The organism is Clostridium sp. CM037 (assembly GCF_055081095.1).
Genome location: NZ_CM143650.1, coordinates 2,052,772 through 2,067,399, shown reverse-complemented (window position 1 = coordinate 2,067,399; position 14,628 = coordinate 2,052,772). Strand labels below are relative to the sequence as shown.

Annotated in this window: 14 protein-coding genes and 1 pseudogene; 1 reads left to right on the top strand and 14 read right to left on the bottom strand. The window is 30.2% G+C overall.

The window, feature by feature from the left end; genetic code table 11:
* Nucleotides 1-158: 158 nt before the first annotated feature.
* The 9 genes from ACWJKP_RS10080 to ACWJKP_RS10040 form a co-directional block, all read right to left on the bottom strand.
* Nucleotides 159-1,964 carry a sigma 54-interacting transcriptional regulator gene (locus ACWJKP_RS10080; protein WP_165413383.1) on the bottom strand — a complete coding sequence of 602 codons (1,806 nt, stop codon included), beginning with the start codon at nt 1,962-1,964 and terminating at the stop codon, nt 159-161.
* Nucleotides 1,965-2,121: 157 nt separating this feature from the next.
* Complete coding sequence (locus tag ACWJKP_RS10075; protein ID WP_165413382.1) at nt 2,122-2,532, bottom strand: MaoC family dehydratase; 411 nt, start codon at nt 2,530-2,532, stop codon at nt 2,122-2,124.
* Nucleotides 2,533-2,562: 30 nt separating this feature from the next.
* Nucleotides 2,563-3,867: an acyl-CoA reductase gene (locus ACWJKP_RS10070; RefSeq protein WP_165413381.1), complete on the bottom strand. Its 1,305-nt coding sequence runs from the start codon at nt 3,865-3,867 to the stop codon at nt 2,563-2,565.
* Nucleotides 3,864-4,976, bottom strand: a complete 1,113-nt coding sequence (locus ACWJKP_RS10065; RefSeq protein ID WP_165413380.1) for a LuxE/PaaK family acyltransferase — start codon at nt 4,974-4,976, stop codon at nt 3,864-3,866. The genes ACWJKP_RS10070 and ACWJKP_RS10065 overlap by 4 nt, the downstream gene beginning before the upstream one ends.
* Nucleotides 4,977-5,001: 25 nt before the next feature.
* Entirely contained in the window at nt 5,002-6,321 is a 1,320-nt protein-coding gene (locus ACWJKP_RS10060) for an AMP-binding protein (RefSeq protein ID WP_263492470.1), read from the bottom strand.
* A gap of 35 nt (nt 6,322-6,356) precedes the next feature.
* Complete coding sequence (locus tag ACWJKP_RS10055; RefSeq protein ID WP_263492360.1) at nt 6,357-6,479, bottom strand: hypothetical protein; 123 nt, start codon at nt 6,477-6,479, stop codon at nt 6,357-6,359.
* A complete protein-coding gene (locus ACWJKP_RS10050; RefSeq protein WP_165413379.1) occupies nt 6,476-6,718 on the bottom strand; it encodes an acyl carrier protein in 243 nt (80 codons plus the stop codon). Before ACWJKP_RS10050 ends, ACWJKP_RS10055 begins: the two co-directional genes overlap by 4 nt.
* A 77-nt stretch (nt 6,719-6,795) precedes the next feature.
* Nucleotides 6,796-8,550: an Eco57I restriction-modification methylase domain-containing protein gene (locus tag ACWJKP_RS10045; protein WP_165413378.1), complete on the bottom strand. Its 1,755-nt coding sequence runs from the start codon at nt 8,548-8,550 to the stop codon at nt 6,796-6,798.
* A 27-nt stretch (nt 8,551-8,577) separates the two neighbouring features.
* Nucleotides 8,578-9,438, bottom strand: coding sequence for a DMT family transporter (locus ACWJKP_RS10040; protein WP_165413377.1), 861 nt, complete (start codon nt 9,436-9,438; stop codon nt 8,578-8,580).
* Nucleotides 9,439-10,008: 570 nt separating this feature from the next.
* Between ACWJKP_RS10040 and ACWJKP_RS10035 the strand changes: the two are divergent.
* Nucleotides 10,009-10,746 (top strand): annotated as a pseudogene (locus ACWJKP_RS10035) (ATP-dependent DNA ligase); the annotation flags it as partial.
* Between the two features lie 77 nt (nt 10,747-10,823).
* On the opposite strand, the gene ACWJKP_RS10030 reads toward ACWJKP_RS10035, so the two are convergent.
* From ACWJKP_RS10030 to ACWJKP_RS10010, 5 genes are all read right to left on the bottom strand, one after another.
* Nucleotides 10,824-11,885, bottom strand: coding sequence for an IS30 family transposase (locus ACWJKP_RS10030; RefSeq protein WP_224578950.1), 1,062 nt, complete (start codon nt 11,883-11,885; stop codon nt 10,824-10,826).
* An 86-nt stretch (nt 11,886-11,971) separates the two neighbouring features.
* The gene (locus ACWJKP_RS10025) at nt 11,972-12,385 is read right to left on the bottom strand and encodes a DUF998 domain-containing protein (RefSeq protein ID WP_165414727.1); all 414 of its coding nucleotides are present in this window, start codon (nt 12,383-12,385) and stop codon (nt 11,972-11,974) included.
* Between the two features lie 77 nt (nt 12,386-12,462).
* Nucleotides 12,463-13,146 (bottom strand): copper homeostasis protein CutC, encoded by a 684-nt coding sequence (locus tag ACWJKP_RS10020; protein WP_165414728.1) that lies wholly within the window; start codon nt 13,144-13,146, stop codon nt 12,463-12,465.
* 478 nt (nt 13,147-13,624) lie between these two features.
* Nucleotides 13,625-14,107 carry a hypothetical protein gene (locus ACWJKP_RS10015; protein WP_165414729.1) on the bottom strand — a complete coding sequence of 161 codons (483 nt, stop codon included), beginning with the start codon at nt 14,105-14,107 and terminating at the stop codon, nt 13,625-13,627.
* Nucleotides 14,108-14,145: 38 nt separating this feature from the next.
* Entirely contained in the window at nt 14,146-14,286 is a 141-nt protein-coding gene (locus tag ACWJKP_RS10010; RefSeq protein WP_165414730.1) for a hypothetical protein, read from the bottom strand.
* Between the last annotated feature and the right edge of the window lie 342 nt (nt 14,287-14,628).

Here is a 14,628-nt window from a genome sequence, read left to right as displayed (position 1 = left end):
TATCTGTGAAAACAATCACAAATATATTATTTTTTATAAATATCTGTTGCATAAAGGCAACAGATATTAGAAACTCAACCGACAGAATTCTATAAACTCGTGCATAATATATGAGATTTAGAAGGTAATTACTTGTTTTTGCATTATTGCAACACGTTTCATTTTTGCAACACTTCTTTTCCAAAATATTTTTTACGCTTTCTAACAAAAGTAGAGGCATCAATTCCAAGTATTTTTGCAGCACCCCTGACATTACCAGCATTATCAAACGCTTGGCTAATAAGTTTAGCTTCAACTTTTCCAACTGCCTCTTTTAAATTACATGCATCCCCGCATTCAATATTTCTCTCCATAACATTCGAAGAGGTTTTAATCGACAAATCACTTTGGAATATTTTATCACTACTACTCATCACTATAACCCTTTCTACAATATTTTTAAGTTCACGGACATTACCCGGCCAACTGTAATTATAAAGTGTATTCATCGCCTCAATCGTGAAAGTTTTCTCAAAGTTATATTTTTTATTTAATTGAGATAAGAAATGTTGGACTAAAGGAACAATATCCTCTTTCCTATCCCTTAGTGGTGGGATAGTAAGAGGGACCACATTTAAACGATAATATAAATCTGATCTAAATGATTTCTCTTTAGTCATATCTTCTAAGTTCCTATTAGTAGCTGCTAATACTCTTACATCAATTTTAATTGATTTAACCGACCCAACTCTTTCCACTTCGCCCTCTTGAAGTACATTAAGTAGCTTAACTTGTATATTCAAAGGAAGTTCTCCAATCTCATCCAAAAAAACTGTACCTCCATCTGCTACTTCAAAAAGTCCCATTTTGCCTTCCTTATTAGCCCCAGTGAACGCCCCTTTTACATATCCAAAGAGCTCAGATTCTATAAGATTTTGAGGGATTGCTCCACAATTAATTTTTATAAAATTTTTATTCTGTCTCGTACTATTTTTATGTAAAAACTTAGCGATTTCTTCCTTTCCAACTCCAGTTTCTCCTAATATTAAAACAGTAGTATCCACACTAGCTACTCTTTTAGCAACCTCCAATAAATCTATCATCGCTTTATCCTTAGCGACCATATCTGACAAATTTAAATATTGAATTCTCATAGTTTCTATCTCTGAATAATATTTTTCTGTAAGCTTCCTATTTTTAGTTAGCTGTTCTTCTAATTCGTATAATTCCGTTATATCTCGTACATTTGTAACCACCATGCTTATATTACCCTTATCATCAAATATAGGATTACTAGAAACCAATACTTTTTTACCAGTACTAAATTCCTGCTCAATGGTATTAGATTTTCTATTTTTTAATACCATAATAGTAGCTGATTTAGATATGTATCCCTCTTTTTCAAGTTCATACATATTCCTATTAATCATACCTTTTCTTTGTATACCTGTTATGGTTTCATAAGATTTATTAATCTTTAACGTATTAGCTTTACCATCGGTTATGTAAATACCATCAAATGACGATTCAATAATTGCATCTAATTCTGTGCAATTAAGGATTGCATTGCCACATTCTTCCGTACAATTTAATCTTTGCTTTAGCTCACTTATTTTTTCTGATTGATTATCAAAACCTCGCTTTAACATATTATTCACACTAAAACAGCCAACAAATTTACCAACTGAATTTTCAACTCCCAAATAACTTTCCTTCGCATCAACATAATCCTGTATTTTATCATCCTCATTGATAATATTTTCTTTACCACGTGAAAGATATTTAATACATATATTAGGGCTTGTACCCTCAATAAAATTCTTAATTATGTCATTTTTCGTTATAATACCAACCAAAATTTCTTTTTCATCTAATATAGGTATAACTTCAACTTCATTATTACTAAATAACTGCGACGCCTCATAAAAAGTATTATTTTCTTTAAGTATGAAATCACATTTTATCATAACATCCCTTACTTTCATAAAAACACCTCTCAATCTATAAAAAATTAAGCTATTCATTATTTATAGATTACATAGCTTAATTTTATTATATCAGAAAAAGCATAATTTAATGTGACTATTCAACTACTGTTTTAAGTAAAACGTATATATGTTATGCCATTCTCTCAATTATAGATTATCTTAATACTAAAACCTCAGCTTTTCCCTTTATAACTATTTCGTCTTGTTCATTTAGACAAAATGTGTCAAGTAATAGTATTTTCTTTTTTTCATTTATTTCAGTTATAATAGCCTTCGCTTTGATTGTATCCCCAATTCTTACTGGTTTTAAAAACTCAAAGCTCTGCCTTAAATATATATTACCGCCTCCAGGTAATTTTGTTCCAAGCAAAGCTGAAATCATTCCTCCAACTAATTGTCCATGAACGATTCTACCCTTAAAAAATGATTTTTTAGCTTTTTCCTCATCCATATGCACATAATTATAATCTCCAGTGATTCTTGCATAAGATTCTACTTCAGCCTCTGTAAATCTCTTTATATACTCCTCGCTTTGACCTACATAAAAACTTTTAAAATCTGCCATTTTCTCCCCCCCCCCATTGCAAAATAGGATTTAAATCATTCCCTTTATATTAAGAGAGCACCACCTAACTAATTCGCTTATTATTAAACTTCCATCCCATGGAGAATCATAGAAATTCATGTATCCAATTTTCACAACTCTATCTACTCCAAAAGTCGTCACTCTATCTGCAAATTCTAAAGTCTTATTACTATTCTTTGAGGCTATCCCAATGGTTTGTATGTTTTTAGTAATTAAAGGGCATACATCCAATATATCATCCACCTCTTTTATAAATATAGTTCGTCCTGTAATTGCTTCTTCAAGCCTTACTTCACTATCAATTAGTATTGTATATTGAAGTCCCTTACTCATATAAGTAAGCTTATTGATACTTAGTAGATATTCACCTCTTTTATTAATTATTTTAGCAGCTATAGCCTCCTCTAAACCTAAATTAGTATATCTTTTAGTAATTTTCTCAAATTTCCGACTTAATATTTTCGCTATTTCTTCTACAGTTAGTTTACTTTTCTCTAAAAACAATACCTGAGGTGAAGAACATGATTTTTGATTAAATGCAATTATATCTGTAACCAGATTTTCTAAGTATTCTTCAAAGTCATCACTTTCAATAGCTGATCTATCAAAAACTGCAAAAGAATACTTAGGCCCAAAAATTAAATCCTTACAAGTAGTTTTTTTAGGTAAAAGAGAAATAGCATCTACAGCTGTTTTATTACCCCAAACTATTCGTGCATCGGCTTTTAAAGACATTTGAGAATTAAGATACTTATCGCCACTATTAAAATAAACAAGGGCAATATTTTTCAATATAATCTTAGAAGAATAAGTTTCCCCGCCATACTCAACCTCAATATTGTCCAAAAGTTTTAATAGTTCATATACTGTACTGACACTTTCTTTAGATACTCTTAGGATATTACTATTTTTGCATATTATACTCTGAATCACTGAATAGATACCTAGGGTAGGTACATTCCCAGCCATCCAATGACACACTAAACCCTTTGGCTGTGCTTTGATGTATTTTTCATTCTCTACCTGCACAAAATTATTTAGATATTCAATATTTGATAAGTTAAGTTTTAACTGTTTTTCCATATTTATTTTCTTTAAATAAAAACATAAGAACGGAACCCCTTCCATTCTTAATATTTCTCTGTTTATTGCAATTCTCTTGCTATATTCATTTATAATAAGTATTATAACTTGCACTGGAAATTCATGAAGTTTATTGAAATTCTTATTTAAGCAAGTTTCTAATTCATGAAAGTCCTCAAATTTTAGTCCCTTTTTATAAAACTCTCCATTTAGCTCGTAACAATTTATCATTTACCTACCTCCCTTTCTGCAAATGTATCTCCACAGCCTCTAATTTCAGCCTTGTCTACTCGTGACTTAAATCTAAAATACTTGCCTCGTCTACCACAAAGGCAATCATCCACGCCTATAAATTTTCCAATATCCTCAGTAAGAATAGCCTGCGATGGATAGCTAGAGCCCAAAACACTCATAACCTCTATAAGCCCTTCTTCACCAAAATTCACTTCTTCTAAAGTTTGTATATCCCTTATAATAACCTCTGCAAAATTTGGTACATGCTTATACCCACACTGGCAATCAATAAAAACTACTCCTAACTGTTCCACCATTCCATAAAAGTCTATAATATTATCTTTACTTGTGTTAAATATCTGCGCAGCAGTCTCTGAAAACACTTCCTTTTCCACCTTTTCAGAAATAAGTTTTTTCCAACCTCCGCTATGTAACAGCTTTAACTTTGGCATGTCTAATTTTATTCCTTCCTGCTTTAATACTTTTAAAAATTTCGACCACACTATATAAGTAAATCCATAAACTAAAACTTCCTCATCTTTATATTTTCTTTCAAAGTCGCGAAGTCTATCTATATTTAATTTAAGTTCCCCTTCTTCTTTATCCATAATATAAAACATCTTGCTCGCAAAAGTGCTTACCCCTCTAATAGCAGCACCACGTGCAGTCATTCCATTCCCTCTTTTATTACTGTCTGCGTTATCTATAATAAGCATTGGTCTTCGCATTCTTCCTAAAAAACTTGTTAACGTACTTATTAAAGCTTGCGTTTGTCTTATTGAAGTCTTTTTATCCAAATATATTTTACTAGGAATTCCTGTGGTGGTAGCACTAGATTGTAACACCCTAACTACTTGCTCCTCCTTACATATTCTGAGATGGAAAGATTTAAACATATTTACAGGGATATATGGTACCTGTTCTAACGTTTTAATTTTATTAATGTCTACATTTAATTTATTATACATAGCTTTTATACTTAAATTTTCCTTATTGTGTTCTAATTGAGGTAAGATAATATTTAAAAGTAACTTTTCCTTTTTTTTCAGCTCTATATTAAACTGCGCTCCAAGCACTAGTTCATCTATTAATTCTAAATCCTCCACTTACTTCACCCTCTTACTATTTCTTTTACTTAAGCTCCTTGAGCTTTTTTATTAAAATTTTGCCAGAAGAATTTTTAGGAAGTTCTTTTAAAAATTCTATATACCTTGGAGTTTTATATGATGGTAACTGATTTTTACAAAAGTCTAAAATATATTTAAAATCCATATAGTGGTTATCTTCTGTTAATACTACAAAGGCTTTTATTGATTCTCCTAAAATATCATCTTCCACTCCAATAACTGCACATTCCACTACCTCTGTAATTTGTAATATTATGTCTTCTATTTCCTTAGGGCTTATTCTAATCCCACCACTTTTAATAATATTTTTTTCTCTTGAAACTATATATATATACCCGTCATCATCAACTTTTGCTATATCCCCCGTGTATAAGTATCCTTTCTTTAGAACTTTATCCGTTTCTTCCTTATCATTAAAATATCCCTTCATTATGTTTCCACCCTTGGCAACAACCTCACCCGTTTCTCCAGATTTCACTCGCTTTCCTTCACTATTTAAAACCAAAAGCTCCGTTCCTTTAATTCCACGTCCTATGGAATTCATCTTTTCATTAATTAAATATGACGGTAAATATGATAACCTTGCCGTAGCCTCAGTCTGACCATACATTATAAAAATTTCTACTCCTTTTAGAATACCTATAAGCTGTTTAATAAAATTCTCTGAGAGCTTTCCCCCAGCTTGAGTTATGTACCTTAAGGTTGGAAGTTTAGTATTCTTTATATCAGTCATTCTAAGCAGTATTTGATAAGTGCTAGGGACCCCTGAAAAACCTGTGCAACTATACTTATTTATATCCTCAACAACTGTTTGCGGAAACATAAATTTATTGTTAATTACAAGGCTTCCCCCTACCCTAAAGTGTGTATGCAAAATTGAAGTCCCATAGCAATAATAAAAAGGAAGTACTGTTTCCACTCTATCTCGCTCTGTAAGTTTCAGGTATTCTATTATAGAATTTGTATTATACATGAGATTATAATGAGTAAGCATTACCCCTTTAGGATTTCCTGTGGAACCGGAAGTAAAAAGTATTACAGCCACATCTTCTTGTATATCTATATCCTCACTATAATTGTTTTCATGTGCATAAGTAAAATTACATTCAATGATATCTGTATAAATTTCAACGTCTTCACTAACCAATTGCTTTATTTTTTCAATAAATTTATTTTGAGTGAAAATCAGCTTAATATCTAGAGAGTCTACAATATACTTTATCTCATTGCTACTTAAAGCTGGGTTAATAGGAACACAAATAGCTCCACTTTTAATTATTCCAAAATAATTTTCAATGAAAAAATTAGAATTTTCTGAAACCAGAAGTACAGCATCCTTTTTTAAAAATTTCTTGCTTTTTATAAAAGAAGCTTTTTTTTTACATTTTCAAAAATTTCCTCATAACTTATTTTATCTTTAAAAATTACAGAAGTTTTATCCAGTTTTGATGAAAACTCAAAAACATAATCTGTAAATGTCATATCTGAACACCATATTTTTCAACTATCTTCTTAATATCACCTATGGTATACATTCTGGAGATATCCACTACATCTAAAGCTATATCAAAAACTTCCTCTAAACTTGTTATAAGTTCTACATGGCCTAAAGAATCCCAAGATTCTATTTCATCTGGTCCCAAATCATCATTTATGTCCTCTACTTTTTTGAAATCAAATAAATCACATAACACCTTGTTTAGTTTTTCCAAATTGCTCACAATAATTCCTCCTAAATATTAATAATTTATTTTATATACAGCAAGATATATGCCAACTTTTCCATCAAAAAAAAAGATTATACTTCCCCAAGTATAATCTTTTTTTCTTCTTCACTAAAGTGAAAATAATCATATAAATAATTTTCATCTTTACCCTTAAAATCTATAATAATTGGGATGCATAATTTCATTAAATTATTTGGGTAATACTCATAAGCATCTTCACCTAGTTTTTTTGCAAAGGTCTTAAAATAGAATTCATAGATTTTACTATTTAATAGATATAATAAAAAATCATAGGTAAACGGAACATTTTCTTTTAATATCAATGCATATACATCCGCACTAAAATAACTTCCCTTGTCAAGAGCAAATCTATTACTGCTTGCCTTAAATGGAAAAACTATTTTTTCGCCTTCAAATATGTTTTGATCTCTACCCCATTGAAGTTCATACCATTTTCTAATACCCCTTTGGCATTCTCTCCTTTTTAGTAGCTTTTCCTTCTGCAATTCAATATATGCTATAGCATTATTATAATCATGCGTGTTATGGATTAAATCTGAATATATTATGTAACTATCTTGTCTTGAAACTTCATTTTTTTCTATGTAACTACTCTTAATCCAAGGTTTTATTATATTTTTTTCAATATTTCTCCTTAGAGCAATATCATTGGTTACTACAAACGCTTTGTCACACCCAGTTATTACTCCCTGATAACTATTACAAATATTACTTAAGTGAGTAAAACTTCTTTGCTCTATTTTATTTATTATATTTCTATCCTTTTCATCTATTAGAATCCAACCCTTGTCATTTAATTGACTTTTATTAAGAAGAAAACTATTAAATTCATTCCCACTTTTTAAAAATACACTGTTATAAAATTCTTTTTTATGTTTGTTCTTTACATTTGAAGGTTTTATAATTTCAATTTTACTATCTTCATTTTGACAATTCGTTATACACATTATTACAGGATCTATCCCTACGTTTTTAAACGGTCTTCTCCCGTAAAAATCTATAATTTTGTCTATCGTGCATAGTTTTTTTAAAACCTTCCTTAAATCCTCTCCACTAGGTGATTCTAAAAAGTACCTCGAAGTAATAAAAGTCAGCTTTCCCTTCTCGTTTAAGTCTTCTAATGCTTTTTTGAAAAAACAATAGGATAGATCTCCTTTATCTCTATACACTTCTTTATATCGAATTTTTAAATAAGCTGCGTATTCATTATCTATAGATTTTTTACCCACATAGGGTGGATTTCCTATGAACACGTCATATTTATGTTCACTTTCATATAATAAAAAATCCTTGTTAACAACATTACTGGCTATGCTCCCCTGACTTAAATCATATAAATCTATAATCAGGATTTTCACAGCTATATCATCAATATCAAAGCCATACAAATTATGTGTTATTATGTGTTCATCAATGCATTGAACATTTAAATTCAACCCATTTTTCTCATTTATTAGGTTTAAATTATCCTTATATAAATTTCTAAGAAATTTAAAACAGCAAATTAATATATTGCCAGTTCCACAAGATGGATCCACAATTTTTATGTACGGATTCTTTATTATCTGTTCTGCTTTTATGGTGTTTTCTATCATATAAGAAGTTATAGGTTCTGGAGTGTATACTGTGCCTTTTTCTTTATTATTTTTAATAAACTCATAATAAACTTCACCAAAACTTTTTTGCTGTGTTCCTTCTATTTCCCTTTTATAATTTTTTAAAGCAGTTATTTTGAACATATCATCTATTGGGCTTAAGATAACATTATGTAATTCACATATTTTCTGTTTTAACAAGTCAAGCATTTATTATCTCCATTCTATATAATTAAATTATTCTTTTGTTAATATCACGACTGACATAATAATCAATATACTTCCAATTACAATTCTAACTGATATAGGTTCTCTTAAAATTAGTATTCCTAGTATTAACCCAACTATAGGCTCAATAGTACTAAGAATTGAAGCATTAGAAGGCCCTACTATTCTAACCCCTTCTAAGAATGCCATTAAAGCCACCACTGTAGATATGAATGCTAATAATAAAATTGCCACAAGTGCATAAAAGGAAATATGCATGTTAAAATTACCAGTAGTGATTGCTGCTATAAACATAATAACAGCAGCTGAACACGAGATATAAAAAGTTAAAACATAACTGTTGATAGCTTTAATTTCTTTAAGAGATACTCCTAGCACATATATTGAATATAGCAGCGAAGCCATGGCTGCCAATATTATTCCTTTTAAATTAAAGCTAACACTTCCCTTATCGATTAAAACATAAATACCTATTAAGGAAATAATTAAAGAAATGATTTTTCTAGCTTTTATCTTTTCTTTATAAAACATATATGACAATAAAGTAATAATAGCAGGGTGTGTATATAAAATCATACTCGCCAATCCAATACTTATATAATTGTAGGACATAAATAAACTACAAGATGTAAGTGAATATCCAAACATACCTGTGGTTAATACTAAAAATAATTGTTTTTTAGTTAATTTTAAAGATATGCCTTTATATTTCAAATAATATAATAACATAATTGACGCAAAAAAAAACCTAAGCGCTAATGTGGTATATGTATTTGCCCCTCCTCTATATGACAATTTTGCGAGTATTGGCATAAACCCAAAAGCAATTGCAGATAAAACAATATATAAAATTCCTTTTGTTTTTTCCATGTTAATCCCCCTTGGTATATTAAATCGTCTTCGCGAAGCTGTGGTCTTAAGTAAATAACAATTTAATAGCTACTAAAATTGTACCATCTTTATGTTAATTTTTCATCATTTAAATAAATTTTTTACAAATAATCGATATATCTATAAACGAGCGAGTTAGCTAATAAATTGTTCCATTTAAAATTAATGGCAACTATCCGAAGCTATTTTTAATGATTAAAAAAAGCTTTAAGAGAAAATCCTAGATTTGTTTATACTACGGTTACTTCTTACTTGATAACTATTTAAACCAAGATGTTTTTTAGTTTCTCTAAAAAAGGTATCAATTAGCATATACTAATTATTATTATTATTAATAAATTTTTTTCTATATTGAATGTTTCTTCATTACGCAATTCTCTATAATAAAGTACAATAAACTTATAATTACTATTCCATACCCCAATTCAAAAATCGGATAAATTATAGGCTTGCCCAATACATTTACTGTAGAAAATACATCGTATATGTTAGTTACCTTCATAAACTGATTAATGTTCAAGTTTAAAACAACCTTAAGAGTTAAAACTAGATGGTGAACGATGCATCGCTTATTTAGATAAAGACATGACAGAGCTACGTAACAAACGAAATATAAAGATGCTTGTAAAGGTACCAGAATTGTCGAATATACACAAGCGGATAAATTACCGTTGCATTTTAGATGGTGAGTTAATCGTTATTAAAGACGGCAAACCTGACTTTTATGAAATTCAAAGGCGATCTCTGATGTCAAATATCTTTAAAATACAACTTGCATCATCTAAATTACCAGCCAGTTTCACCGCCTTTGATATTCTCTACTATGATGATCACCAGGTTACAGATTTGCCATTGATGGAGCGAAAAAAACTACTCGAAAAAGCTATTAAGGAAAATGAGCGCATTGCTATTTCTAGATATATTGAGAAGCGAGGGGTTGAATTTTATAAGATTGCTAAACAAAATAAATTGGATGGCATAGTAGCTAAGAGAAAGGATAGTAAATATTATCTAGACAAACGCACTAAGGATTGGATTAAAATTAAAAATCTTCTGGATGATGATTTTATAGTGTGTGGTTTCATTTTTAAGCAAAACGGTGTAATCAGCATTGCACTTGGTCAATATTCAAGCAAAGGGTTGGTATACAAAGGCCATGTCACTCTGGGAATATCGACCGGAGACTTTCAATTAATAAAATCCATGCCCGGAATAGTCACACACCCTTTTACTGATTTGCCTTCTGGAAACGATAATGCAGTGTGGATACAACCTAGGCTTGTATGAACAGTAAAATATATGATGAAAACAGCAAATGTAGATTGCAATATAAAATGTCCAAAATTTTCAAGAAAAATATAATGTTAAGTTGTAATGGTTTTCCGTTCCATCATATTAGCAGATAGACCGTTAAAAATCCTTCTTGGATAATTGTTGATCCAGTGCTGTATTTGCATAATTTGTTTTTTAGAGAATGCTGAAATATCCACACCTTTTGGGATAAATCGTCGTATCATTTTATTGATATTCTCGTTTGTGCCTCGTTCCCATGAACTATATGGATGGGCATAATATACTTTAGTTCTCTTTCGTTTATTCCTTACTGAGGTCTCAATACCCTCGAAATCAAGGTTCTCACAGCCGTTATCACAGGTGATTGTTTTAAATGTTTTTGAGAATGCCATTCCCATTTTACGCTCCAATTTGTCCAATTCCTTCACAACAGCGACCTGTGATTTAGAAGGTATTTTAAAGATTAACTCCTTGCGAGTTACTCTTTCGCTTAACACCATTAATACAGTCTTTGTACCCTGCTTTCCTACTACGGTGTCCATTTCCCAGTGCCCTATCTCATCACGTGCAGCTACCGCTGTAGGTCTTTCTGATATGCTTGTCCCTTTGGTATTGTTATACGCCGGCCTTATTTTTTTATAGTTTCTCTTTTTGGCATTCTTTTTAACAGGCAGATCTTTGTTACTTATGTTTAAGAATAAATTATTATCCAAATAGTTATACACAGTTTTGAAGCAAATAGTTGTTTCGAATTGTAGATCTTTATTTGTTATATTTTGAATAGCTGCATACGGAGATTCGCCATATTTACCAATGGCTTTTTCTAAGTACTTCACCAATTTGTGATCTTTCCCTATTTTCAATGCAGGCCCTTTTGCTGTGCCTTGTCTGTCATGTTCTGACTGCCCAATTTCTGCGCTATATTCCATTCGAGTGGTTAAATCACTATTCAATAATTCTACTATTCCTTTAGCAATTTCACGCCTTATTGTACGCTCTGAACGTCCACCTATTTGCTCCGCAATACAGCTTGAATTTAGCCCCATTTTGTATAATGTCTCTATCTTTATACGATCCTCATATGTTAGGTGTTTACCTTTTTTGTTCTCTGTGATAAAATTTGATTGACTCATTTGAAATCCTCCTGTACTTGTGTTGGTTTAGTCACTTAACATTGTACAAGATTTTTTCTCTTGAGTCTTTATTTTTTGTTCTATGGTCATTTCATTTTACAACTTACCGTCACTACAATATGGATAACATTGTTGGAGGTCATTCCTGCATTTTCACCATCAAATGCAGATGAACCATATCCAAATTTTGAAACGAACGAAGAAATTGCCAAAAGGATTGTACCTATTGTCATTTGTTTGTTGGTTTTTTCCCAAAACAGAGCAACAAGTAAAATGCAAAATAATATATATAACGGACCATACCAGCCTAAAATAGATGATAAGATGTCTTGGTTAGGTGCCCCAACTGCCGTTAAATTACTTATAGAATTACTAATCTGACTGTAATTGGGATTAAGAATACCACCTATAATGAAATGTAGAACATAGGCGAATGCACTTCCTACTCCACAGATAAAGATTAAAATCGATAGTACCTTGTATTTGTTTAATTTTTTCACATGATCACTCCCTTACTAATGTTAGTTAGTTTTTCATTAAAAAATAAAATATTTTTGCCTATTATTTATTTTTAGGTTTATGTCTGTTTATTAATAGTATTAATTAATAACCTCAACCTATCTGTATTTATTTCTCCAAATGTCGACTTATCATTTCTTACTGCAGTTCCAAAATGGTATTGAGGTGCTTTTGTATTTTTCATAACCTCTTTAATATTTTCAAGATCTAAGCCACCTCCAGCTATCACATTAATATGTTTTGCTTTTTCTACCATCTTTTTAATAACTGGAATGTTTTTAAGTATATTCCCTTTCCCTCCCGATGTAAGAACATTTTTAATTTGACCATAAGCAGCTAAAACTTCTATACCTTTAACCTGATTGGCGAGTTCGTCAATAGCTCTATGAAATGTTACATCTATACCATCACAAGCCTTCAACAATTTCTCTAAAGAAGGTATACATATTTCATTGTGTTTATTTAAAACTCCAAATACTACACCATTTGCATTAAGTTCTTTTGCAATTATAATATCTTCTACCATAAGTTGAATTTCTTCTTCTGTATATATAAACGATTTACCATGTGGTCGTATCATCACATTTACCGGTATCTTAACACTTTGGACTGCTCTTTTGATGAGCGAATAGCTTGGTGTCAAGCCTCCTTCTGATAATCCACTAACAAGCTCAATTCTATCAGCACCACTTTCTTGAATTCTTTTTACATCTTCTATTGTTGTTCCAATAATTTCAATCATTTGTACAACTCCTATGTGAAAATTAATCTGCTACAATATTGCCTATAATAAAGTTTTACTGTTTTTACAACTTACCTTCTTTAATGAAATTCCCATTTACTTAAATAATTTCTTTAATAAAACAAATACATCTATTTTACTACAATCTAAAATATTATCATATTTTCCAAGTTTTATATTCTTACAATGAGAATATAATAAAAATAAATTTTCCCAACTAAACATTAATTCCTTATCTTTTTTACCATGAGGTCTTAAATGCTCTTTATTTATTGATTTTAAATCTTTACTTTCACATATATAGCATTTATTATGAAAATCTCTATTTAAAGCCTTTAAACCTCTAATGTATTTTTATTGCCATTATTTTCATTTTTCTCTATTATTAAAGATTTAGGCGACTCTGTAGTTCTACTTATTCTTATCATTTTAATTCTTCCTCTAATATGAAGGTGAGTTTCTTCCTCATCAATTAAAACTATGCCTTAACTATGCCTTCTACATCATAAGCCAACCTTCGTTTCTTCTCCATTCTTAATATTAAGTCCATAATAATATTTAAAACAGAAGAATACCCATCTGATAACTTATCAAATCCATAAGCTTCCTTTCCCTTTTGAATAATTTCAAAATTATAATTTTTATAGTCGAATTTCAACTTCATGGTTAAATCATCCATAAGTGTTTTTAAACCTTTTTCAAACCAAGCCCCAATATTCTCTACTATGCCTATATCACCTTCATTTTGTGCAAATGATTGTTGAGTTTTTAAATCCACTAAATATTTAAGAAATAAACTGCTAGGCCTTGAATTCATCTTATAAGTTTCATCTAAATTTATTTTTTCAACACCTCTAGGAATCTCTACACTAGTTATCCTATGCGCATCAAAACACGCTAAAATAAACTCACCACTTTGATGTTTTATTATTATATCATCATCATTAAAGTATAATTTCAATCCTTCTTCATATTTCAATTTCATTTTTTTACAAGAAATTATAGCACTGAAGTTTTACCACTACCGTTCTTTCCCGTTAATATTAAATGTCTTCTTGTGCTATTAGGCAACTCTACACTTAAATCGCTTAAGTTCCTAACTTTCTCAATACAAACTTTTGTTATATAGTTTTCACTCAAAATATCGCTCTTTTCTAATCAATAAGAATTTACCCCTCTTAAAATCTCCGCTGCATCCCATAATATTTTTTCTGGTTTTTGTTGCGTAAGTTTCTCCATTTCTCCACCTCTTAATAATATTTTATAACATACGCCCTAGTTTTACAATTCCGGCGGTTGTAATTATACTAGTTTCCGAGGTAATCTTTTCTGTATCCATATAGCCTCCTTAATATACCATCTAAATATAACCTGTATAGGTTGTTTATAGATAAATAATATTGTTTAAAATGATTTTTATAAGTTACTGTTGCTTTAAAAAGAACATATTTTAGCTTTATTAGTTATGTTCCTTTTACACAC

Excerpts from the sequence above, each read along its gene's own strand:
- ACWJKP_RS10080 (WP_165413383.1), bottom strand. The coding sequence starts at position 1,964 with ATGAAAGTAAGGGATGTTATGATAAAATGTGATTTCATACTTAAAGAA.
- ACWJKP_RS10075 (WP_165413382.1), bottom strand. The coding sequence starts at position 2,532 with ATGGCAGATTTTAAAAGTTTTTATGTAGGTCAAAGCGAGGAGTATATA.
- ACWJKP_RS10070 (WP_165413381.1), bottom strand. The coding sequence starts at position 3,867 with ATGATAAATTGTTACGAGCTAAATGGAGAGTTTTATAAAAAGGGACTA.
- ACWJKP_RS10055 (WP_263492360.1), bottom strand. The coding sequence starts at position 6,479 with ATGACATTTACAGATTATGTTTTTGAGTTTTCATCAAAACTGGATAAA.
- ACWJKP_RS10045 (WP_165413378.1), bottom strand. The coding sequence starts at position 8,550 with ATGCTTGACTTGTTAAAACAGAAAATATGTGAATTACATAATGTTATC.
- ACWJKP_RS10040 (WP_165413377.1), bottom strand. The coding sequence starts at position 9,438 with ATGGAAAAAACAAAAGGAATTTTATATATTGTTTTATCTGCAATTGCT.
- ACWJKP_RS10030 (WP_224578950.1), bottom strand. The coding sequence starts at position 11,885 with ATGAGTCAATCAAATTTTATCACAGAGAACAAAAAAGGTAAACACCTA.
- ACWJKP_RS10020 (WP_165414728.1), bottom strand. The coding sequence starts at position 13,146 with ATGATTGAAATTATTGGAACAACAATAGAAGATGTAAAAAGAATTCAA.